Here is a 22,312-nt window from a genome sequence, read left to right as displayed (position 1 = left end):
TTCAACGACCGCTCGCCGGTCCTGGATAAAAAAATCATTCAGCCGTCGACGGCTTTTCCCAAAGATTGATCCCGCCCTCCAGGGCAAATCGATCAATCTCGGCCAGTTCCTCGTCGCTGAACGTCAGATTGGCCAAGGCCCCGACGTTCTCGATGATCTGCTCCGGCCGACTCGCGCCGATCAATGCCGAGGTCACCCGTGGATCGCGCAGGGTCCAGGCCAGCGCCAGTTGGGCCAGGCTCTGGCCGCGACGCTGAGCGATTTGATTGAGTGCCCGCACATGGGCCAGATTGGCTTCGCTCAGGTGCGACTCCAGCAACGACCCGCCCCCCGGACGATTGACCCGTGCATCCGCCGGCACGCCATTGAGGTATTTGTCGGTGAGCAGCCCCTGGGCCAACGGAGTGAAGGCAATCACCCCGCTGCCGAGTTCCTCGGTGGTGTCCAGCAAGTCTTTTTCCACCCAACGGTTGAGCAGGTTGTACGCCGGTTGATGGATCAGCAGCGGCACCTTCCATTCCTTGAGCAGCGCAGCGATCTCCCGGGTCTTCACCCCCGAATAGGATGAAATGCCGATGTACAGCGCCTTGCCCTGCTGCACTGCCGTCGCCAGGGCACTGGCGGTTTCTTCCAGCGGGGTGTCCGGATCAAAGCGGTGCGAGTAGAAAATGTCGACGTAATCCAGACCCAAGCGTTGCAGGCTCTGGTCGAGGCTGGCCAGCACGTATTTACGCGAGCCACCGCCCTGGCCGTAAGGGCCGGGCCACATGTCCCAACCGGCCTTGCTGGAGATGATCAGCTCATCGCGGTATTGCTTGAAATCTTCCCGCAGCAACCGGCCGAAATTGATCTCGGCGCTGCCATAGGGCGGGCCATAGTTGTTGGCCAGGTCGAAATGGTTGATGCCCAGGTCGAACGCGGTGCGCAACAACGCGCGCTGGGTGTCGATGGGCGTGCTGTCGCCAAAGTTGTGCCACAGGCCCAGGGACAGGGCCGGCAGCACCAGGCCGCTGCGGCTGACACGGCGGTAAGGGATAGATTGGTAGCGGTTTGCGGCGGCGGTGTAGGTCATGTTGAATCCTCTGTTTGCGTCAGTTCAAAGGTTGGGCGAAGCGGTTGGCGGGGCGAATCAGGCCGAGGTTCTCGCGCAGGGTTCGGCCTTCGTATTCAGTTCTGAACAATCCGCGGCGCTGCAGTTCAGGCACCACCTGGCTGGCGAAATCCTCGAGGCCGCCAGGCAGGTGCGGCACCAGCACGTTGAAGCCGTCCGCCGCGCCCTGTTCGAACCATTCCTGCAATCGATCGGCAATCTGCTCGGCACTGCCCACCAGGCTGTAATGGCCGCGTCCGCCGGCAATCCTGCGCCCCAGTTCGGCAAGGCTGAGGTGGTCGCGACCGGCCAGCTCGGTGAGCAGCTTCTGCCGGCTTTGCTGACCACTGTCCGTCAGTGGCAAGTCGGGCAGCGGTCCGTCCAGCGGATAGCCCGACAGGTCGAAGTTCCCGAGCATACGTCCCAATAGCGCGACACCGACTTCAGGCTCGACCAGTTGCTGGAAGCTCTGGAACTTCTCCTGGGCCTGCGCTTCGCTGGCGCCGACCACGACAAACACCCCGGGCATGATCTTCAGCGAATCGGCGCTGCGCCCGTATTTGCCCAAGCGTCCCTTGAGATCGGCATAAAACGCCTGAGCATTGGCCAGCGAAGTCTGCGCGGTAAACACCACCTCGGCGGTTTGCGCCGCCAGTTCGCGACCGATTTCCGAGGAGCCGGCCTGGACAATCACCGGTCGCCCTTGTGGCGAGCGCGCCACGTTCAGCGGCCCCTGGACGCTGAAGTGCTCACCGACGTGATTGAGCACGTGCATCTTGTCCGGGTGGTAATAACTGCCACTGGCCTTGTCGCGAACAAACGCATCGTCTTCCCAGCTGTCCCACAGCCCTGTGACCACCTGGTGGAACTCCCGGGCACGGCTGTAGCGCTCAGCGTGGCCGATGTGCTGATCGCGGCCGAAATTCAGCGCTTCGGCGGCGTTGTCCGAGGTCACCAGGTTCCACCCCGCCCGCCCGCCGGACAGGTGATCCAGCGAAGCAAACTTGCGCGCCACGTGGTACGGCTCGTTATAGCTAGTGGTGGCCGTGGCAATCAGGCCGATGTGTTCGGTCACCGCGCTCAATGCCGACAGCAGCGTCAGCGGTTCAAAGTGATCGGAGCGCGCCATGCGACTGGCGATGTCCTGGGTCGGCGCCGCCACACTGTCGGCGACGAACAGGGCATCGAACTTCGCTGCCTCGGCGATTTGCGCCAGGCGTTTGTAATGGGCGAAATCCAGCCCGGCATTGGCCGGTACGTCACGATGGCGCCAGGCTGCGACGTGGTGCCCGGTGGCCATGAGGAAGGCGCCCAGTTTCAGTTGTGGACTCATGCTCAGAAATCCTTGCGCAATTGCACGCCGAAGTAGCGCTCGTCGTCACGGGGTACGGCGCGGTAAATGTAGCTGCCACCGCTGGCCAGCAACGGCGAGTACGACTTATCGGTGAGGTTCTTCGCCAGCAGTGCGACGCGCCAGCCCTCGCTGTAATCGGCCAGGGCCACACTGGCATTCCACAGGCCGTAGGCGCCCTGTTTGGTGTCGGGGTTCTGGCTGATGTCGTACTGCACTTCGCTCTGCCAGCTGTAGTCGGTGCCCAGTTCGATATCCAGGCCGTTGTCCAGCGGGATGCTGTAGTCGGCCCGCACGTAGCTTTTCCAGTCCGGGGTGTAAGGCAGTGGCTGGCCATCGACATTACAAGAGGCCGCCGCGCCGGCCGGGCAGTCGAACTGATCAATGCGCGCATGGGTGTAGGCCAGCGCCCCGGAGAGTTTCAGTTGGCGGGTGGCCTGCAGGGCGTAATCGAGTTCCACGCCTTCGGTGCTGACACTGCCGGCATTGATCAGGCGCGTGACCACTTGCCCGGCAACAGTATCGAAGAAGTTCGCCTGGTAGTTGTCGTACTCACTGTGGAACACCGCCAGGTTGGTGGTCAGGCGATTGTTCCAGGTCGTGGCCTTGATCCCCGCCTCCCAGGTATTGGAGGTTTCCGGCTTGAGCGCTTCGGTGTCGCGCGGCTGCATGTTGAAAAACACGTTATAGGCCGGCCCCTTGTAGCCACGCGAATAGGTCAGGTAGCTGGTGACCGAATCGCTCAGGTCGTACTGCAACCCCAGGCGCCCGGACCACCCGTCCTCGTCCACCGAACCGGAACTGCTGGTGGCCGGCTGGATGCCGCTGACGGTGGTGGCCGAAGTCGAGACCCGACGGTGATCGTATTCCAGCTCATCGTGGGTAAAGCGCAGGCCGGCGATCCCGCGAAAGTCCGAGGTGAAATTCAGGGTGCTCTCGCCAAACACCGCGTAACTGTCGTTAGTTGTGCTGTAGTCGGCAATCCCGCGGTTACTGCTGGTGGGCGTGGTCAGCGTGCGCTGGTAGGTCTCGTCGTCCTTGCCGTGCATATAGAACAGGCCGCCCACGTACTCGAGGAACTCACCTTTCGGCGAGGCCAGGCGCAACTCCTGGGAGTACTGATCGAATGCCAGGTCGCCTTTGTCGGCGGTGCCGGGGAATGCGGCAGTGATGGTGCCCAGGCGGTCGCCATCCTGGTACTGGGTGTTGTCCCAGCCGCGCCACGCCGTGATCGAGGTCAGGGTGTAGTCGCCGAGTTGCCAGTCGAGTTGACCGGACAGGCCCTTGTTGACGTCCTCGACGTGGGTCCGGGTGTTGGTGTTGATCTTGCGGTTATCACTGCTGGCCCGCACCGGGTTCAGCGCACTGGCGAAGGCCGGGGTCAGCGCCTGGCTGACCACCCCGTTGGGCGCATCGTCGTGGGACTGCATGTAGTCGGCGATGAAGGTGAACGTCAGCTCATCGTTGGGCGTGAATTCCAGTTTGCCCCGCGCGCCCTTGCGGTTGTAGCCGTTGACTTCCTGGCCGTTGTACTGGTTATCGACGTTGCCGTCGTAGCTGCCGAACAGCGTGGTGATCGAGCCTTTCAGGGTCTCTGGAATCAGGCTGCCACCGAGGCCGAAGCGGGTGCGGCTTTCGTTGCCGCTGAAATACGACTGGTCGATGTAGCCGTGGGTTTCGGCGGTCGGCGCCTTGCTGGTGATGTTCAACACCCCGGCCGAGGCGTTCTTGCCAAACAGCGTGCCCTGCGGACCCCGCAGGACTTCGACCCGCTGCAGGTCCATCAGATCAAGGGTGGCCTGCCCGGGACGGGCGTACACCACGCCATCGATCACCGTCGCCACGGTCGGCTCGACCCCTGGCGAAGTGGAAATGGTGCCCACGCCGCGGACAAACAACGAGGTGTCTTTGTTCGAGGCGCCGGTGCGGAAATTCAGCGACGGCACTTGCTGGACGATGGTCGCCACGCTATTGCGGCTATCGCGCTCCAGTTGCTCGCCATCGATCACCGAGACCGCTACCGGGACCTTCTGCAACGACTCTTCGCGGCGGGTGGCCGTGACCGTCACGGCTTGCAGCGTGGCCTCCTGCTCGCCACTTTCGGCAGCGAATGCAGCCGGCATGGGCAAGGCTGCGAGGCCGGCGAATAGCCAACTGGCGGCGCGAATCGATTGCGCCAGGTGCTTGGGTTGGCGAGGAAATCTGTGCATGGTCTGACCACTCGAAAATGTGCCCTGATCCGCTGCCGTTTCACGACGACAGCGCCTTGTATGTGTCTTGGGCATTCGCTCGAGCGAGTAGCAGACAACGCGCCTTGTTAGCGCTACCATCGCAAGTATCGACAACCCGCTAATAGATCGTCAAATACTTATAAATTAGCTTTATATGCCTTTTGGTTTTATAGAGGATGCACGCCTTGGATCAAGACAAACCCCGCAAGCGCCGTGGCGCCGGACGCGTCACGCTCGATACCGTGGCCCGCCAGGCTGGTGTCTCGGCGATCACCGTGTCGCGCTACTTCAATCAGCCGGAGCAGGTATCGCCTGAGCGCCGGGAGCGGATCGCTGCGGTCGTGGCGCAATTGGGTTATGTGCCTAATCTGGTGGCCGGCGGGCTGGCCTCGGCGCGGGGCAAGATTGTCGGCATGGTGATTCCGAACATCTCCGGGCCGATTTTTGCCAACACTATCCAGGGTTTCAGCGACACCCTCAGCCAGCACGGCTACCAGTTGCTGCTGGCGTCGAGCTATTTCAGCACCGAGCAGGAAGAGAACGCGGTGCGCGCCTTTCTCGGCTGGTCGCCGGCGGCGTTGGTGCTGACCAGCCACTTCCACAGCGCCGGCACCGAGAAGATGATCAGCGAGGCCGACATTCCGGTGATCGAGACCTGGGACTACCAACCCGAGCGCGGGCCGCTGCAGATCGGTTTTTCCCACTATGAAGTCGGTGTCAGCGCCGCCCGTTATTTGCATGGCAAGGGTTATCGGCGCATCGCCTTTGTGCAAAACAGCGCCACCGGCGACTTCAGCGCGCTGGAGCGGCGCGACGGCTATGCCGCCTGTCTTGCCGAACTGGGTCTGCAGCCCTGGGTGTTCGCACCGGATACCGGAAAACCGCCGTTCGAGGCGGGCAAACAGGCGATGGAGGCGTTGATGAACAGTGCGGCGCCACCCGACGCCATTATCTTCGCCAACGACAACCTCGCCGCCGGCGGCTTGCTGGCAGGACAACGCGCCGGCCTGAAGATCCCCGAAGACTGCGCGGTGCTCGGCTTCGGCGACTACCCCTTCGCCGAAATGCTCCTGCCGAGCCTGAGCAGCATCCGCCCGCCGGCCCTGGAGATCGGTGTGCTGGCGGCGACTCGGGTCCTGCAGAGCCTGGGGGTGTTGCCGGTCGAAGACGAGGTGCAGCGCCTGAACCTGCTGCAGTGCGAGGTGATTGAGCGGGAAAGTGCGTGAGCAAGCCAACTCCCACTGGGTTCTGAGGCGGCAGCACGTGCAAGCGCTGCAGCGCCTGACACTCTGCATTGCGGGAAAGCCCGCTCCCACAGGGGCTGAATGGTTTCGGGCCTTACTTCAGAACCCCATGCTGACCATCAGCCGCATCCAGTCGCGCTGCTACGACGAATTCCTCGCCCAGTTTCACCTTGAGTTCCCGCAGGTCGAATTCGAAGATATCAACGTCTACCTGCTGTGGAACCGCGAACAGAAACTGACCCGGGCCGAGTCGGTGTTTCTCGAGCGGTTCGAGCAGATGTTGATGGTGACGGACATGGCTGAGCGCTTTTAAGCAGGGGCGTTTGCGCCTGAAGCGGTGGCCAACCCAGCAAACAACCCGGGCAATCCGGCGATATTTTGTAACAACTGCCGGCAGCGCCGTGCAGCCTGCGTGCTACACCTTGGTGAGCCTCTCTGCCCTCGAGTCGACTGACAATGACCGCCACGCCCCTGCTCACCGCCTTTCTACCCATCGCCCTGGGCATCATCATGCTCGGCCTTGGCCTGTCGTTGACCCTGGCCGACTTTGCGCGGGTGGTGAAATACCCCAAGCCGGTGCTGATCGGTCTGGTCTGCCAGTTGCTGGTGCTGCCGTTCTTCTGCTTCCTGATTGCCAAGGGCTTCCAGCTGGAACCGGTCCTGGCGGTCGGCTTGATGCTGCTGGCCGCCTCCCCCGGCGGCACCACGGCCAACCTGTACAGCCACCTGGCCCACGGCGACGTGGCATTGAACGTGACGCTGACGGCGGTCAACTCGATGATCGCGATCCTCAGCATGCCGTTGCTGGTGAACCTGTCGCTGCTGTATTTCATGGCCGCTGACCAGGCGATCCCCCTGCAATTTGCCAAGGTGCTGCAGGTGTTCGCCATTGTCCTGGTGCCGGTGGCCCTGGGCATGCTGGTGCGCCACCTGGCGCCCGCCTTCGCCGGGCGCATGGAAAAACCGATGAAGATTGTCTCGGCGCTGTTCCTGGTGGCCACTGTCACCGTGGCCTTCATCAAGGACTGGCAGACCGTGGTCGACTACGCCCCCGTCGTCGGCCTGGCCGCGCTGGTGTTCAACCTGTTGAGCCTGGCCATCGGCTATGGCGTGCCACGCCTGTTGCGCCTGCCCCGACGCCAGGCGGTGGCGATCGGCATGGAAATCGGCATCCACAACGGCACCCTGGCCATCGCCCTGGCCCTCAGCCCGAGCCTGCTGAACAACTCGACCATGGCCATTCCGGCGGCCATCTACAGCCTGATCATGTTCTTCACCGCCGCCGGCTTCGGCTGGTGGGTCAACCGTGTGCATGGGCAACAACTGCGCCTGGAAGAACGGGAGCTGGCCGGATAAAGGCGCCTACACCTGCTGCACCACGCTGCGATTGCGCCCCTGCTGCTTGGCCTGGTACATCAACTCGTCGGCGCGCTTGAGCACCTCGGTGATCTCGCCGCCGCTGCCCGTCCAGACCGCCACGCCGAGGGAGATGGTCAGGTGCCCCACCGTGTCGATCGGCGTCTGTGCCACTGACTGGCGCAAACGCTCAGCGACATCACCGGCCACGCCCAACGACGCCCCCGGCAGCAACAGCAAGAACTCTTCACCGCCGACCCGACACGCCAGGTCGACCTCCCGCGAACAGCCCTTCATCAACTGCGCCACCACGCTCAAGGCCAGATCGCCGACGTCGTGGCCGTAGGTGTCATTGACCTGTTTGAAGTGATCGATATCCAGCGCGATCACCGCAAATGCCTGCGCCTTGGCTTCCAGCGACTCCAATGCCTGATCCATCGCCCGGCGGTTCAACAGGCCGGTCAGGGGATCGGTCTGCGCCTGGCGGCTGAGGCCACCGAGTTTTTCCTGGACCTGGCCGAAGCCCTTGAGCAGCGCCTGCTTGATCGCTTGCGCCTCGACGTACCAGGCGCGCACCGCGTTGATCCGCTCGGCGGTGTGCGGGGCATCCATCTGCCCGGCACTTTCGGCCAGTTGCTTGAGCGGCCGGGTAATCAGGTTGGTGACCCACCAGATCGCGAGGAGGCCGATCAGGCTCAAGGGCGCTGCGCCGAGCAGCATCTGGCTCATCAACTGGTCGAGGGTTTCCAGGGTCTGGGCCTTGGGCCGTTGCGACACCACCCCCCAGTTGGCCATCGGCACGCTGGCGTAGCCGGCGAGCATCTCCACGCCCTGGGAATTGAGGGCGTCCATGGCCCCACTCTGGCCCTGGATCACCGCGTCGACCACCGGGTTGCTGCCGATCACTTGTCCGACCCGGTGCATGTCCGGGTGATAGATCAGCCGACGCGAGCTGTCCACCACATAGGCCTGGGTCGACTCGCGATAGAAGTGGTTGCTGATCAGGGTGTGCAGCACCCCGGCCTTGCGCAGATCGATGGCGCCGCCGACAAAGCCCAGGTAGCGCCCATAGGGGTCGAGCACCGGCTGGGAAATGAACACCACCAATTCCCCCGCAGACGAATGATAAGCACGGCTGACCAGCGGCCGGCGCTCACGCAGGGCGCGACGTACGCCATCGATGTTGAGGGTGGTGTGTTCAAGTTGCAGGCTGTCCGGCGCGGCGCGCAGCACCATGGCGCTGGTGTTGACCACGGCGATGTTGGTGAAACCGGCGTCCTGTTCGCGCAGGCGGCGCACCTCGGCATCCAGCACCGCCGGCTTGTCGAAGTCCCGGCCGAGAATCACCGCGCTGTACGCCAGTTGCTGCTGCGAGGCCTGCAGGTACTCACCAATACTCGAGGCCACCTTGGCCGCGTAGGCCCGATTGGCCTCCAGCGCGTTCTCCACCAGTACGGTTCGCTGCACCCGGTAGGCGGCGTAGAAACTGTTGATGAGGGTAATCAGTGCCGTCGCTACAGCAAACAGCAGGATCAGCCGACGCAGATTTATCTTCCCTGAAAGACTGTCTGGCATACCGCTTACACCGCCCCTTCCGAGCCAGGGGCAAGAGCCTGCAACTGAGTCACGAGGTTGAGCAACGGGGTTCGAAGCATAAGCAGACGCCTGTTCATGAGTGAGCGGATTCAACGCTGGTGAGTGTAGCCAACCGCGCGCCACGCGCGGGCCGCAATTGTCGCGCTTGCCGGGATTGATATCCCGCGGATACAATTGCTAATAATTCTCACTAGCAAAAAACCGACGCGATGAGCGACCTCCCAGCGGCCATGCACCAGCAGCACCTTCGCAGTGTCGAAGCCCTCTACGTCGGCCACCAAGGCTGGCTGTACGCCTGGCTGCAACGCAAGCTGGGCAACCGGGTCGACGCCGCGGACCTGATGCACGACACCTTCACCCGGGTGCTGGCGGCCAAGGCGCTTCCCGACCTGGCCGAACCTCGGGCGTACCTGACCTGCGTGGCCAAGGGCATCATGATCAACTGGTATCAGCGCCAGGCCTTGGAGCGCGCTTACCTGGCGGCGCTGGCCCAGGTGCCCGAGGCCCTGGTGCCGTCGCCGGAACAGCGCTGCCTGATCCTCGAAACCCTGCATGAAGTCGATGCCCTGCTCAACACCTTGCCGCCGCTGGTCAAGCGCGCGTTCCTGCTGTCGCAGATCAGCGGGATGAAATACGACGATATCGCGCTGCAACTGGAGCTGTCCCTGGCTACGGTCAAGCGGTACATGAAGCAGGCCTTCCTGCAGTGTCTGCAGTTGATGCCGGAATGAGTGGCCCGGCGCAGATCGACTCGCTGATCCTCGATGAAGCCGCCGAGTGGCTGATGCGCCTCGCTGAAGGCAACCTCAGTAGCGAGGAGCTGCGCCAATGGCAGCAATGGCGTACCAGCAGCCTCGAGTGCGAGCGCGCCTGGCGCCGCGCGGAACGTCTGCTCGGCAGCCTCGGCGGCTTGCCCGCGGACCTGGCGCTTGCGAGCCTCGACCGCCCTGCCAGCCTGCAACGCCGCGCCATGCTCGCCCGTCTCGCAGCGCTCATGGCGCTGGCGCCGGCCAGTTGGCTGGGCTGGCAACTGAACGAACGCCAGGGCTGGAGCGCCGATTTCCATTCGCCGATTGGCCAGCGCCGGCAACTGACCCTGCTTGATGGCAGCCAGTTGACCCTCAACACCGACACCTCGATTGATGTCGCCTTCGATGGCCGGCAGCGTCTGGTGCGACTGCTCAGGGGCGAAATCCTGCTGCGCAGTGCTGCCGATATCCAGGTGCCCGCCCGGCCCTTGCGGGTCAGTACCGCCCAGGGACGATTGCAGGCCTTGGGCACGGTCTTCAGCGTGCGCGAGGAGACTGGCCTGACCCGCCTGGCGGTCCTTGAAGGGCGCGTGCAGATCGAATTGTCCGGGGGGGCGCAAGCGACGCCAAGTGTGCTCATGGCCGGCCAGCAATGCGCGTTTTCCGCCAGCGCAATCGGCGCCCTGAGCAGCACCGACAGCAGCCGCATCGCCTGGACCGAAGGCATGCTGGTGGCCGACCGCATGCCCATGGGCGAGTTCGCCGCCGAGCTGGCGCGCTATCGCCCGGGCATCGTCCGCTGCGATCCGGCCGTTGCCGGGATACGGGTGTCCGGGGCATTTCCGCTGGACGACAGCCAGCGCGCGCTGAACATGCTGGGCCAGACATATCCGGTGCAAGTGTCCTCACGGCTGGGCGGTTACTGGGTGACGATCGCGCCCGTTTGACCCGCGCAAAAAATATTTTCGCATTGGCCTGACACTTTTTTCGCGCTCGGCTGGCAAGGGAATAACACCCCTTCTCCCTTGCCCACAGGATCACTTCTCGATGCCCGTTGTTCGTCTTCCCGCCACCACTCCACCGTTCCGTCGCACCGCCTACGCACTCTTTGGCCTGTTGTGCAGCGGCGCCTGCGCCCAGGCCTGGGCAGCACAGCCGCAGGCGCTGAGCAACAGCCAACAACGCAGCTACCAGATCCCGTCCGGCAACCTCGGGCAGACACTCTCGCGCTTCGCCGCCGAAAGCCATATCGCCCTGTCCTTCGATCCGAGCCTGACCGACGGCCAACAAAGCCCGGGACTGAGCGGCAGCTACTCGCCCCTGGAAGCCCTGACCCGCCTGCTCAGCGGCACCGGCTTGGACCTGCAGCAACGCGCCGACGCCAGCTACACCCTGATGCGCTCGGCCAACGCCGACGCCCTGCAACTGGCGCCGACCGCCATCACCGGCCAGGGTCTGGGCGTGACCACCGAGGGCACCCACTCCTACACCACTGATGAAGTGAGCATCGGCAAGGGCAACATCAAGCTCAAGGACATCCCGCAGTCGGTGTCGGTGGTCACCCGCCAGCGCATGGACGACCAGAACATGAACAGCCTGCAGGACGCCATGCGCCAGGTCACCGGGGTGACGATCAAGACCTACAACTCCGGATCCAGCCTGAATGACGTGTACATGCGCGGCTTCCTGGTCGATCAGGTGCAGGTCGACGGCGTCTCGCAACCCACCGGCCAGGGCGACATGGCCACCAGTTTCGACCTGGCGATGTACGACCGCATCGAAGTCCTGCGCGGCCCTTCAGGCCTGTACCAGGGCGCCGGCGAACCCGGCGGCACGATCAACGTGGTGCGCAAACGCGCGTTGAACACGTTTGCCCTCGGCGGCGAACTGGCCGCCGGTTCCTACGATCACTACCGTTCCTCGGTGGACGTCACCGGCCCGTTGAACGACCAGGGCAACGTGCGCGGGCGCTTCATCACCGCGTACGAGAACAACCAATCCTTCGTCGACCATGCGCAGAACGAACGGCCGATGGCTTACGGGCGCCTGGAGTTCGACCTCGACCCGGCCACCACCCTGTCGGTCGGCGGCGCCTATCAGCAGAACCATTCGACCCCGGCCTTCGGCTTGCCGGCCTACGCCAACGGTAACCTGCTCGACGTGCCGCGCTCGACCTTCGTCGATGCCAAATGGAACGAGCTCAACGAAAAAGTCTGGGAAACCTTCGCCGAAGTCGACCACGCCCTGGACAACGGCGGCCAGTTCAAGACCACCCTGACCTACCGCGACGCCGAGACCCCGCAGCGCAATTTCACCTGGGCTGACGGTGCAGTCGAAGAGAACGGCGATAGCTGGGCGGTGGCCTACAACTACTACACCCACATCAAGACCATCGGCGTCGACAGCTTCGTCACCACCCCCTTCGAAGCCATGGACCGCAACCACGAATTCACCCTCGGTGCCGAGTACCAGCACCTGGACAAGGACTTCACTTACGGCGGCGGCGACTACTTCCCGATCAACGTCTTCGATCCGGGTAGCATCGATATCCCCAAGCAGAACTACGAACAGAACAACGGCAACTGGTCCAAGTCCGATCAATACGGGCTCTACACCCGCGCCAAGTTCAACGTCACCGACTGGCTGGACGTGATCGGCGGCAGCCGGGTGACCTGGTACGAGAGCGACGCGAAAAAGGCCAACCCGTTCTTCAACGACTTCGGCGAGGCCCACACCAGCATCAACCGCAAGGTAGTGCCGTACGGCGCGCTGATCGCCAAGCTGACGCCAGAGCTGTCGGCCTATGCCAGCTACACCGGGGTGTTCAAGCCGCAGAGCGAGATCGGTTCGGACAATGAGCCAATCGGTCCGCGCAAGGGCAAGCAGTATGAAATCGGCCTCAAGCGCGAGTTTTTCGACGGGCGCCTGAATGCCAGCGTGGCGGTGTTCCGCATCTACGATGAGAACCGTGCCGAGTACAACAACAGCACCGCCTCCTACATGGCCCAGGGCAAGGCCCGCAGCGAAGGCTGGGAAACCGAGTTGAGCGGCAACCTCAGCGACAACTGGAGCATCGTCACCGGCTACGCCTACACCGCCACCAAGATGCTCAAGGCCGATGACGGCACCCAAGGCCAGACCTTCAGCACCATCACCCCACGGCACAACTTCAACCTGTGGACCCGGTACGACTTCACCGACGGCCCGCTCAAGGACTTCAACGTCGGCGGCGGCGTGCGGGTTGTCAGCGATACCTACTACCAACGCGAAGTACGCTTCGAACAAGGAGGCTTCGCCGTCGCCACGGCCCAGGTCGGCTACCGCTTCAACGAAAACCTGTCCTCGACCCTGACCGCCAACAACCTGTTCGACCGCAAGTACTACGACCGCGTGGATGCGTCCTGGGGCACCAACTTCTACGGCGACCCGCGCAACCTGACCCTGACCTTGCGCGCGCAATACTGACCCACTGTAGGAGCTGGCTTGCCAGCGAAGGGGCCATCAGCAACACCGCATCAGCTTCTTCGCTGCGATGCGGCGGCCCGACAAGCCAGCTCCTACAGGGTTTTGCATGCATGACAGGATGTGTGATCGCCACAATCCCACAGTAGGAGCTGGCTTGCCAGCGAAGGGGCCATCAGCAACACCGCATCAAGCAGATCAGCTCATGTATCATGCGCGCCCTCTCGCAAAAGGACTGCCCCCATGACCCCTCCCCGCATCCGCGCGCTCGCGCTGTGTGTGTTCCATCACCAGGGCAAGATCCTGGTCAATCGCTTTGACGACCCGGTCACCGGATGCTGCATGTACCGGCCGTCGGGCGGCGGGATTGAGTTTGGCGAGACCAGTGCCCAGGCCATCGTCCGCGAGATCCACGAGGAACTGGACCTGCCCATCGACAACCTGCACCTGCTCGGCACCCTCGAGAGCCTGTTCGTCTACAACGACAAACCGGGCCACGAGATTGTCATGGTCTACGATGGCCAATTCAGCGACCCAACCCGCTATGAACAGGCGCACCTCGACGGCCACGAAAGCAACGGCGCGCCGTTCCGGGCTACCTGGCAGGACGGTTCAAGTTTCACCGATGAGTCGCCGCTGGTGCCGCAAGGGTTGCAGTCACTCCTGCAGAGTGCCGGGTTGTTGGCCTGACACATTCGCCCCTCGCCAGTCTCTCGGCGACTGCCCGTAGCAGTCACGAAACACTCGGCTGAAGTGCGACAGGTCGTTGAAACCCCAGCGAAAGGCGATATCGGAAATACGCAGCCTGGCGCTGGCCGGGTTCAACAGTTCGCTGCTGCAGCGCTCCAGGCGCCGGCGCAGCAGGTAGCGCATCAACGAGGAGCCCTCGTGCTCGAACAACTTGTTGATGTAGCGCGCCGACAGGCCGGTGGCCAGGGCGACCTGCTGGGCGTTGAGACTGGGATCACGCAGGTTGTCGTTGACGAACACCTTGACCCGCATCAGCGTCAGCGCCTGGCTGCGCGAATGCTCGGCATCCAGGGTTTGCAGGTTGCCCAGGGTCAAGGCAATCAGGTTGGTAGCCGACTCGGACAGCTTGACCATCTCGGCCGCGGAGAACTGGTTGATCTGGGCCGTCACGCTCTCGAGGAACATGCGCAGCACCCGGCCCACCGGGTTATCCATCGAGACCCGGGTCGCCACCCGGCTTTCCATGCCCACCACCAACTGGTTGAGACCGGCACGCGGGACACTGACGATGATCTGCCGCCAGTCCTCGGCAAACTGTAATTGGTGCGGGCGGGTCGCGTCGTAGATGGCGAACTCGCCGGGCTTGATGATGCCCCGGTTGCCGTCCTGCTCCAGGCATTCGGTGCCGGCCAGCATCAACACCGCAAAATACTTGTCTTCGTCTCGCGAGCGCGGTTGCAGGTGGCGCCGATTGACCGCCTGCGCCGCTGCACTGACATCGCTGATGCGCAGCAACTCGCACTTCTGCGACCTGACCTTGCCAAAGAACCCGGGATTGAGCGTGGCGCCGATCTCGACGTCGGCGAACATCCGCAGAATCATCTCCCGCCAGTAATCCACGCGCTCGGACACCGAACCGGTTTCGGTCGCGACATCGATGTTTTCACTTGCCCAGTTGACCGTTGACGCCTTCGCGCCGACATCGTCCTGCCGCCACTGATTGCCCATGCGCAAAGCCCTCTTGTTGTTTTCATGCCCCAGTCCAACCACCTGCCAGGCACTTCCCTGGGCCCTGCACCGCAAAGGTCCCGAACGCCCCATCCGCTCGGATCGCCATAACCCACTTATTAACGCACTCCCCGCCCTCCTTGCCAGTACCGGCGATCAAAGGGCCGCCTGAGAAAAGTTTTGCTTCCGCCACAGCCAAGAAGCCAAGGCGCCGGCGTCGCATCCTTGAGCCAGCGCCGAACGGCATCGGCGCGCAGCGACCTCCAGGGACAGGCCCCTTGAATGTTCCCCAGCGAAGGGACAATCCAACATAGGCGACAGACCATGAGCACGATCAAAACGTGGCTAGTGCAACACAAGCAGACCCTCTGGTTCGGGCTGACCCTGATCGGCACGTCCTTTTCCACCATGGCGGTGGAAGTGGCACCCGGTGATTACGAGCAGTACCCAATAGACGCAACGATCGGCGCCGTCTATTACCAGCATGCAACCACCGATTCCCTGCGCAGCGACGGCCACCAGGCCGCCCGCGACTTCAATCTGACCAGCGACATCGGCATCCTGCGACTGCTCCACGTCTATCAACTCAGCGACTCGGTGACCATTGACCCGCAGTTCCTCCTGCCGTTCGGCCAGGTGGATGGCAATGGCAGCGCCTCGGCCCTCGGCGACACCAGCGGCGTCGGCGACCTGATCCTCACCGCGCCGATCAAGCTGCTGCTCAACAGTGCCCGCGACACCCTCAGCGCCAACGCCTATCTCTACGTGCCCAGTGGCAGCTACGACAAGAACGATGCGCTGAACCTCGGCGAGAATCGCTGGAAGGTCGACTTCCAGGGCGCCTACATCAAGCATTTCTACGACAAATGGGCCGTGGACCTGGTGGCCGATGCGATCTGGTATGGCGACAACGACGCCTACGGCCCCAGCTCCGCCGTGCTCAAGCAAAAGACCTCCTACAGCGCCCAGATCATGACGCGCTACATGCCCGATCCCGCCACCGCGTTCGCCGTCGGCCTGGGCCACCTCTGGGGCGGCGAAACCGAGGTTGACGGGGCCGAGCGCGATGACGCCATGCGCTCGACCAACCTGCGCCTGACCGCCACCAAGTTCGTCACGCCCCAGGACCAACTGCAGCTGCAACTCGGCCGCGACCTGACGGTGGACAACGGCCCCAAGGAAGACTTTCGCATGAACCTGCGGTACGCCCGGGTGTTCTGACCCGACCTGCCACGGCCCACCGACAGCCACTGTCCATCCGTCCAACAACAAGAGAACAGCCATGGAATCCGCGATTGATAAACACCTGATGTGCCCCCGCCTGCGCGACCGTCGCATTGAAGCTGACTACACCCCGCCCTACCCCGGCTGGGTCGGTCGCGCCGACGCCGCGGTCGAGCAAGTGGTGATGGGCTATTTCGGCGTGCAGTCCAGGGGCGAGCAGCAGTTGAGTGCCGCCTGCAAGGCCCTGCGCAGCATCGTCCAGCAACTGAGCCTGGAGGACGGGCCGGGGCATCATGACCTGACCCACTACGTCGATGCCGCCGGCTACGACAACATGATCGCCATCGCCTACTGGGACAACCCGCAGGCGTTCCTGCGCTGGCAAGCCAGCAAGCCGGTCGCGCGCTGGTGGGACGACGAAGCCCTGGGCAGCGATGGCCTGGGCTACTTCCGGGAAATCCTCAGCCCGGGGGTCGAGCGCTTCGAAACCTTCTACGCCATGCCCAACGACCTGGAGGGTATCGGGCGGGTCATGGGTTCACGCAGCGACGAGATTCAGGAGCACGGTTACTGGGGCTCGATGCGCGATCGCATTCCGCTGTCCCAGACCGATGCCATGGTTCCCAGTGGTCAACTGCACAGCCAGTCGAGCAACCGCCGCGAGCTGATCCAGGGCCACGAGAATCTGGTGGTGATCCGTTCGGGCCAGGACTGGAGCGAAACCGAAGGCACCGAGCGTGACCTGTACCTGAACCAGATGGAGCCGGCGTTGCGCGCCGGTATGCAGTTCTTGCGCGACGACGGCCTGCCCGTGGGCTGTTACAGCAATCGCTACATGCAGCACCTGGATGCCGCCGGCCAACGCCTGGAGAAAACCTTCTCGGTCAGCCACTGGCGCTCCCTGGCGCATCTGGAGCGCTGGTCGGAATCCCATCCGACGCACATCGAGATCTTCGGCACCTTCATGAAGATCGTCCAGACCCTGGGCGGCGAGTTGAAGTGGAAGGGCTATCACGAGGTCAGCGTGCTGCGCGCCGAGGACCAACGCTACGAATACATCAATTGCCACCCTGCGACCGGCCTGCTGCGTCGTGGCTGACAACCGTCTTGAGGAGATGATCATGAACCCCCATTCCACCACTGCCGCGGTCCGCGCGGTTGCCCTGAAACAGGCGCTCGAGGAACAGCAACTGATTCCCCCGGGCTACGTCGAGCACTTCACCCAGGTCATGCAAACCGAATTCGACCCGGCCAATGGCGCACGAGTGGTCGCCCGCGCCTGGGTCGACCCGCAGTACCGCGAACTGCTGCTCAGGGACGGCACCGCCGCCTGCGCGCAGTTTGGCTACACCGGCGTCCAGGGCGAGTACATCGTCGCTCTGGAAAACACCCCGAACCTGCAGAACGTCATCGTCTGCACCCTGTGCTCCTGCACGGCCTGGCCGGTCCTCGGGCTGCCGCCGGACTGGTACAAAAGCTTCGAATATCGCGCCCGGGTGGTCCGGGAGTCGCGCACGGTCCTGCGCGAGATGGGCCTGGACCTGCCGCTCGACGTCGAAATCCGCGTCTGGGATACCAGCGCCGAAACCCGCTACATGGTCCTGCCGTTTCGCCCCGCCGGCACTGATGGCTGGAGCGAGGAACAGCTCGCCGCACTGGTGACCAAGGATGTACTGATCGGCATCGCCCGCCCGCCCCCCCCCGCAACCCCACACGCAGGAGCGCAATAATGGACGGCATCCATGACCTGGGCGGTGTCCAGGGTTTCGGCCCGGTACAGCACCGGGCCAACTCCCTGAGCTACCAGCCGGTGTTCCATGAAGACTGGGAACACCTGGGCTACAGCCTGCTATTCCTCGGTGCGGCAGAGCTTGGCCTGTTCAATGTCGACGAACTGCGCCACGCCATCGAACGGCTGGAGCCGCGGCAATACCTCAACTCCAGCTACTACGATCGGATCGTCACCGGGGTCGCGTCGCTGTTCGTCGAGAAAGGCGCGCTCAGCCAGCAGCGCCTCGAAGAACTGGCGGCAGCGCCCTACCCGCTGGCATTGAAGATCGGTCCCGGCCGGGCTGCCCGCCCTCCGGCAGAACCCTTCGAGGTCGGCCAGCGGGTGCGGGTGACCGATGAACACATCCAGGGGCACATTCGTGCGCCGGGATACGTGCGCGGCAAGTACGGCGTGGTGGTCCATCGCACAGGTCATCGCTGGCCGTTTCCCGACGCTGTCGGCCACGGCATGCCCAGCGCCGATGAGGCGACCTATCACGTGCTCTTTACCACCCAGGAACTGTGGGGCGACGCCGCCGACGCCGGCACCGTGGTGGTGGACCTGTTTGGCGGCTACCTGCTCGAGGACTGAGCCGGGTGAGTGCCCGCGCTCGCTATGGCGAGCGCTTTTTAATCACGAGGAGACACCATGTCTGTCATTCGACCCAACCACAAAGAACTCGACGTCATCGCCAAGCGCCTTGGCATCAGCCTGACGCCCACGCAACTGGCGGATTATCACGCAGTCCTGCAAGCCAATTTCGACGCCTATGACCTGCTGGACCAGCAAGCGGATTTCCTCCCGCCGCTGAACCGGCCGCATTCGCCGGCGCAGATCCCCAGTGCCGCGCAGAATCGCCTTGGCGCCTGGCAGTGCCAGACCCATATCCCGGGCAATCCAGAGGGTGCGCTGGCGGGCAAAAGCCTGGTGATCAAGGACAACATCGCGGTCGCCGGCCTGCCGATGCTCAACGGTTCCTTTACCCTCGACGGTTATCGGCCAGCGGTCGATGCCACGGTGGTCAGCCGCCTGCTGGACGCCGGCGCCAGTGTGGTCGGCAAGGCCGTCTGCGAAGCCCTGTGCTTCTCCGGTGGCTCCCATACCGCTGCCAGCGGCCCGGTACACAATCCGCTGCGCCAGGGCTACTCGGCCGGTGGTTCGTCGTCAGGCTGCGCGGCGCTGGTGGCCGCCGGCGAGGTCGACCTGGCGGTGGGCAGCGACCAGGGCGGATCGGTGCGGATCCCGGCTTCGTTCTGCGGCGTCTACGGCATGAAACCGACCCACGGCCTGGTGCCCTATACCGGTGCCATGCCGATCGAAAGCACCCTCGATCACCTCGGGCCGATCACCCGCAACGTGCGCGACAATGTGCTGATGCTCGAGGCCATGGCCGGAGTCGATGGGTTGGACCCGCGCCAGCTCGCGGGAACCCGCACTGCCCCCTATACCGAGGGGTTAACGCGGGGTGTTGAAGGCATGCGCATTGCCCTGCTCAAGGAAGGTTTTGCCCACCCCAACACCGAGGCCGATGTCGATCAGGCAGTGCTGGCGGCCTGTGAGGTCCTGCAGGCCCAGGGCGCGATCATCGATGAGGTGTCGATCCCCCTGCACTTGCTCGGACCGGCCATCTGGCTGGCGATCGCCGCCGAGGGCGCCACCTGGCAGATGATGCAAGGCAATAGCCATGGCTTCAACTGGCGCGGCCTGTACCTGACCGACATGATGGAACACCACGCCCGGTGGCGCGAACGGGTCGACGAGTTGCCCGAAACCGTGAAGACCACGATGATCCTCGGCGAGTACATCAGCGGTCGCTACCACGGGACTTACTACGGCAAGGCGCAGAACCTGGGGCGGCAATTGCGCCAGGCCTATGACCAGGTCCTGGCCACCCACGACCTGCTGCTATTGCCGACCCTGCCGCTAAAAGCGACCCCGCTGCCGCCGGCGGATGCGCCATTGGCCGACCACCTTGGGCGCAGTTTCGAGATGCTCGCCAATACCTGCGGCTTTGATGTCAGTGGACACCCGGCCATGTCCCTGCCCTGTGCCTTGAGCAATGGCCTGCCTGTGGGTCTGCAACTGGTGGGTCGACACTTTGCCGAGGCGGACATCTACCGCGCAGCCCGAGCCTTCGAACAGGCCACGGACTGGCGGCAGCGTTAGTCGCTCAACTCGAATGCACAATGCCCTCATCGGGCAAGTCGTCCAGCACTTCCGGCTGGCTCGGGTCCTCGGTGATCACCGTGAAGTCACTGACTTCAATGGCCCCCACGCCGTAACCGAGCAGGTGGAAGGAGAACGCCTTGCGCGATTCGGGGTTGTCGAAGCTGAAGTCCATCTGCAGCGGCTGGTCGCCGGTCACGACCATTTCTTCCGGCAGGCCCAGAGGCACGTCCTGCTCCATTTCCTTGGCCTTGAGCAGGATGTAGGCGGTTTCCTGCGGGTCGACCGCACGCACCGTCAGGCGCACCCGGGTGTGGGAGCCCTTGGGCATTTCCAGGTACTGCGCGCCGATCAGGTTGTCGGCCCAGTCATCCTTGACCTGTGCCTGCAACGGGATGATCGCCGAGCTGCCGAACTGGTAGTGCTGGTTCAGCGGGGTGCGCAGCAGGGTTCGGTCCAGGGCCGTGGCACGGGCCGTGATCTGGCGTGCCCGCAGGCCGCCGTACTGGCCGATGAAACTGGCGCGATCGGCAATGAAACCCTCGCTGTTGTAGTAGCGGCAGCGCTGCTGGAAGTCGCATTCGGTCAGGGTGCCCTGGCCATCGTGGTAGCGCAGCTTGCCGTTGGTGTACGACATGATTTCGCGGCCCGTCGTGTAGTCGCGGAACAGCGAGCGGCCACTGAGGGCGGACGGCACCGGCAAGGCGAAATAGTCGAGGATCGAGGCGCTCAGGTCGACGTGGCCGTAGACCCCGTGCTTGATCTTCGGCAGTTCTGCCTGCTCTGGCGCCAGGGTCAGGTTGAAGCCCCAGGACGAGGCCAAGCGAACGCCATCGATGCCATGGGATTCATCGGAGGTGATCACGACCAGTGTGTCCTTGAGCACGCCTTCGCGCTCCAGGCCATCGAGGAACGCGCCGAGCGCATCGTCGAGGTAGCTGACCGCGGCCTGCTTGGCGGTGTCGTAACGTTGCAGATAGTCTTCCGGCGCCGAGTACGGCTGGTGGGTGCCAACGGTCAACAGGGTCAACATCCACGGCTGCTGCTGTTGCTTCAGGCCGCTGACATAGTCCAGCGCGCCCTCGAAGAACGCCTTGTCGTCCTTGCCCCAGGGGAATTCCAGGTAGTTGTTGTTGCTGAACCACTCCAGGCCATGGGTCGCGGCGAAGCCGATGTGCGGCATGATCTTGTCTTTGGCCATGAAGCGCAGGCCGGCGCCCTGCAGGTAATGGGTGGCAAAACCGTTCTTGTGCAACTGCGCCGGCAGGCAGGCCTGGTTGCGTTCGGCCTGGGTCAGCATCTCGACACCCTTGGGCGTGCCGTTGTCGAGCTTGTCGTAGTCGCCGCAGAGCATCGCGTACAGGCCGCGAATGGTCTGGTGGCTGTGCAGTACGTAATCCGGGGTGTTCATGCCGCGCTCGGCCCAACGGCTGAGGTTGGGCATGAGGTTTTCCTGATAACTGCTGTGCAGGGCCTCGCGGTTCACCCCGACATACGCCCCGGGTATCCCCTCCAGGGTGATGATCAGCACGTTGCGCGCACGGCCCGGTGCGGCCAGGAGTTTTTCGCCGTCAAGGTCGAGCTGGGTCAGGCCGGCCATTTGTGGCGGCACCTCTACCTGGTCGCCTTCCAGCCATTCCTCGCCACGCATCTGCAGATCGCCGATGGCGGCGGCCAGCAGTTGGTGCGGCAGGTTGAACTGGCGCCATTGATCGGCTTCGCTCGGGTGCAGGTACTGCGCGCCCCAGTGGGCGGTCAACAGCAGCACAGGCGCGGCCCAGGCACTGCGCGGCAGGCGCGGCTGCGGCGTGGCGCGGCCCAGCCACTGGGTCGCCAGCCACACCAGCAGCGCCAGCACCAGCGATGCCGCCAGCCACGGCTGGGCAAAACTGCCGCTGGTGGACTTTTCGAGGAATTGCGGATCGACCAGGTAATTGAGGTCGGCGGCGTTCGGCAGGCGGCCAACAGCGCTGACCAACTCGGCGGTGGCGATATTGAACAGGCCCCAGACCAGCAACAGCGGCAAGCTCAGCCACAGGGGACGGCGATGCAGCACCAGCACCAGCAGGCTGCCAATGCCCAGGTCCGAGAGATAGCCCATGGGGTCCGACCACCCCAGGGCCGCGCGCAGGCACAGCGGAACCACCAACACCAGGCCGATCAGGGCAACGAGGCGCGCACGTGGTCGCTGCAACCAGTGACGAATAATCTTCACAAAAAGGCTTCCAGACATTAAATCTTCATATAGATGTGCTCGATGTTACCAAGGGATACACACAAAGGCCCCCTTAAACTCAGGGGCTGTCGCGATTGAAGTGGTTGATCCCAGGGACATGCGCAGCGATTTATCGGCTGATTGTCCGCAAACCCTGGG

At 63.7% G+C, this 22,312-nt stretch carries 18 protein-coding genes; 12 read left to right on the top strand and 6 right to left on the bottom strand.

Translation table 11 applies throughout. The features are described from left to right. Window positions 1-34: 34 nt before the first annotated feature. From mgrA to ACZYR5_RS21725, 3 genes are read right to left on the bottom strand one after another with little or no spacing between them, the layout of a single operon-like run. Window positions 35-1,072 carry an L-glyceraldehyde 3-phosphate reductase gene (gene mgrA / locus ACZYR5_RS21735; protein WP_489091489.1) on the bottom strand — a complete coding sequence of 346 codons (1,038 nt, stop codon included), beginning with the start codon at window positions 1,070-1,072 and terminating at the stop codon, window positions 35-37. Window positions 1,073-1,091: 19 nt separating this feature from the next. Beyond that, window positions 1,092-2,423 (bottom strand): LLM class flavin-dependent oxidoreductase, encoded by a 1,332-nt coding sequence (locus tag ACZYR5_RS21730; RefSeq protein WP_489091488.1) that lies wholly within the window; start codon window positions 2,421-2,423, stop codon window positions 1,092-1,094. Window positions 2,424-2,425: 2 nt separating this feature from the next. Beyond that, window positions 2,426-4,651: a TonB-dependent receptor gene (locus tag ACZYR5_RS21725; RefSeq protein ID WP_489091487.1), complete on the bottom strand. Its 2,226-nt coding sequence runs from the start codon at window positions 4,649-4,651 to the stop codon at window positions 2,426-2,428. A gap of 206 nt (window positions 4,652-4,857) precedes the next feature. Between ACZYR5_RS21725 and ACZYR5_RS21720 the strand changes: the two genes are divergently transcribed. From ACZYR5_RS21720 to ACZYR5_RS21710, 3 genes are all read left to right on the top strand, one after another. Beyond that, window positions 4,858-5,898, top strand: coding sequence for a LacI family DNA-binding transcriptional regulator (locus ACZYR5_RS21720; RefSeq protein ID WP_489091486.1), 1,041 nt, complete (start codon window positions 4,858-4,860; stop codon window positions 5,896-5,898). A 127-nt stretch (window positions 5,899-6,025) separates the two neighbouring features. Then, on the top strand, window positions 6,026-6,229 hold the full coding sequence (locus tag ACZYR5_RS21715) for a hypothetical protein (RefSeq protein ID WP_489091485.1): 204 nt from the start codon (window positions 6,026-6,028) through the stop codon (window positions 6,227-6,229). Window positions 6,230-6,372: 143 nt separating this feature from the next. Next, entirely contained in the window at window positions 6,373-7,272 is a 900-nt protein-coding gene (locus ACZYR5_RS21710; RefSeq protein ID WP_489091484.1) for a bile acid:sodium symporter family protein, read from the top strand. A gap of 6 nt (window positions 7,273-7,278) precedes the next feature. Here the strand turns inward: ACZYR5_RS21710 and ACZYR5_RS21705 are convergent, their stop codons facing one another. Further along, window positions 7,279-8,847 (bottom strand): GGDEF domain-containing protein, encoded by a 1,569-nt coding sequence (locus ACZYR5_RS21705; protein ID WP_489091483.1) that lies wholly within the window; start codon window positions 8,845-8,847, stop codon window positions 7,279-7,281. Between the two features lie 230 nt (window positions 8,848-9,077). Between ACZYR5_RS21705 and ACZYR5_RS21700 the strand changes: the two genes are divergently transcribed. The 4 genes from ACZYR5_RS21700 (at window position 9,078) to ACZYR5_RS21685 (ending at window position 13,769) form a co-directional block, all read left to right on the top strand. Beyond that, complete coding sequence (locus ACZYR5_RS21700) at window positions 9,078-9,599, top strand: sigma-70 family RNA polymerase sigma factor (RefSeq protein WP_489091482.1); 522 nt, start codon at window positions 9,078-9,080, stop codon at window positions 9,597-9,599. Next, window positions 9,596-10,564 (top strand): FecR domain-containing protein, encoded by a 969-nt coding sequence (locus tag ACZYR5_RS21695; protein WP_489091581.1) that lies wholly within the window; start codon window positions 9,596-9,598, stop codon window positions 10,562-10,564. The genes ACZYR5_RS21700 and ACZYR5_RS21695 overlap by 4 nt, the downstream gene beginning before the upstream one ends. Before the next feature lie 100 nt (window positions 10,565-10,664). Then, window positions 10,665-13,082, top strand: coding sequence for a TonB-dependent siderophore receptor (locus ACZYR5_RS21690; protein WP_489091481.1), 2,418 nt, complete (start codon window positions 10,665-10,667; stop codon window positions 13,080-13,082). Between the two features lie 240 nt (window positions 13,083-13,322). Beyond that, window positions 13,323-13,769: an NUDIX hydrolase gene (locus ACZYR5_RS21685; protein ID WP_489091480.1), complete on the top strand. Its 447-nt coding sequence runs from the start codon at window positions 13,323-13,325 to the stop codon at window positions 13,767-13,769. On the opposite strand, the gene ACZYR5_RS21680 is transcribed toward ACZYR5_RS21685, so the two are convergent. Continuing rightward, complete coding sequence (locus ACZYR5_RS21680) at window positions 13,737-14,777, bottom strand: helix-turn-helix domain-containing protein (protein WP_489091479.1); 1,041 nt, start codon at window positions 14,775-14,777, stop codon at window positions 13,737-13,739. The two genes, ACZYR5_RS21685 and ACZYR5_RS21680, sit on opposite strands and share 33 nt — an antisense overlap. A 408-nt stretch (window positions 14,778-15,185) precedes the next feature. On the opposite strand from ACZYR5_RS21680, the gene ACZYR5_RS21675 reads away from it, so the two are divergent. From ACZYR5_RS21675 to ACZYR5_RS21655, 5 genes are all read left to right on the top strand, one after another. Further along, the gene (locus tag ACZYR5_RS21675) at window positions 15,186-15,998 is read left to right on the top strand and encodes a transporter (protein ID WP_489091580.1); all 813 of its coding nucleotides are present in this window, start codon (window positions 15,186-15,188) and stop codon (window positions 15,996-15,998) included. A 61-nt stretch (window positions 15,999-16,059) separates the two neighbouring features. Then, window positions 16,060-17,100 (top strand): phenylacetaldoxime dehydratase family protein, encoded by a 1,041-nt coding sequence (locus ACZYR5_RS21670; RefSeq protein WP_489091478.1) that lies wholly within the window; start codon window positions 16,060-16,062, stop codon window positions 17,098-17,100. Between the two features lie 22 nt (window positions 17,101-17,122). Further along, window positions 17,123-17,731, top strand: coding sequence for a nitrile hydratase subunit alpha (nthA, locus tag ACZYR5_RS21665; RefSeq protein ID WP_489091477.1), 609 nt, complete (start codon window positions 17,123-17,125; stop codon window positions 17,729-17,731). Further along, window positions 17,731-18,363, top strand: a complete 633-nt coding sequence (gene nthB / locus ACZYR5_RS21660; RefSeq protein WP_489091476.1) for a nitrile hydratase subunit beta — start codon at window positions 17,731-17,733, stop codon at window positions 18,361-18,363. The genes nthA and nthB overlap by 1 nt, the downstream gene beginning before the upstream one ends. A 57-nt stretch (window positions 18,364-18,420) precedes the next feature. Further along, window positions 18,421-19,938 (top strand): amidase, encoded by a 1,518-nt coding sequence (locus ACZYR5_RS21655; protein ID WP_489091475.1) that lies wholly within the window; start codon window positions 18,421-18,423, stop codon window positions 19,936-19,938. A gap of 4 nt (window positions 19,939-19,942) precedes the next feature. On the opposite strand, the gene ACZYR5_RS21650 is transcribed toward ACZYR5_RS21655, so the two are convergent. Then, on the bottom strand, window positions 19,943-22,171 hold the full coding sequence (locus tag ACZYR5_RS21650; RefSeq protein WP_489091474.1) for an LTA synthase family protein: 2,229 nt from the start codon (window positions 22,169-22,171) through the stop codon (window positions 19,943-19,945). Window positions 22,172-22,312 lie beyond the last annotated feature (141 nt).

The organism is Pseudomonas sp. F007, from assembly GCF_057814275.1.
This window is presented reverse-complemented; position numbering and strand designations above follow the sequence as displayed.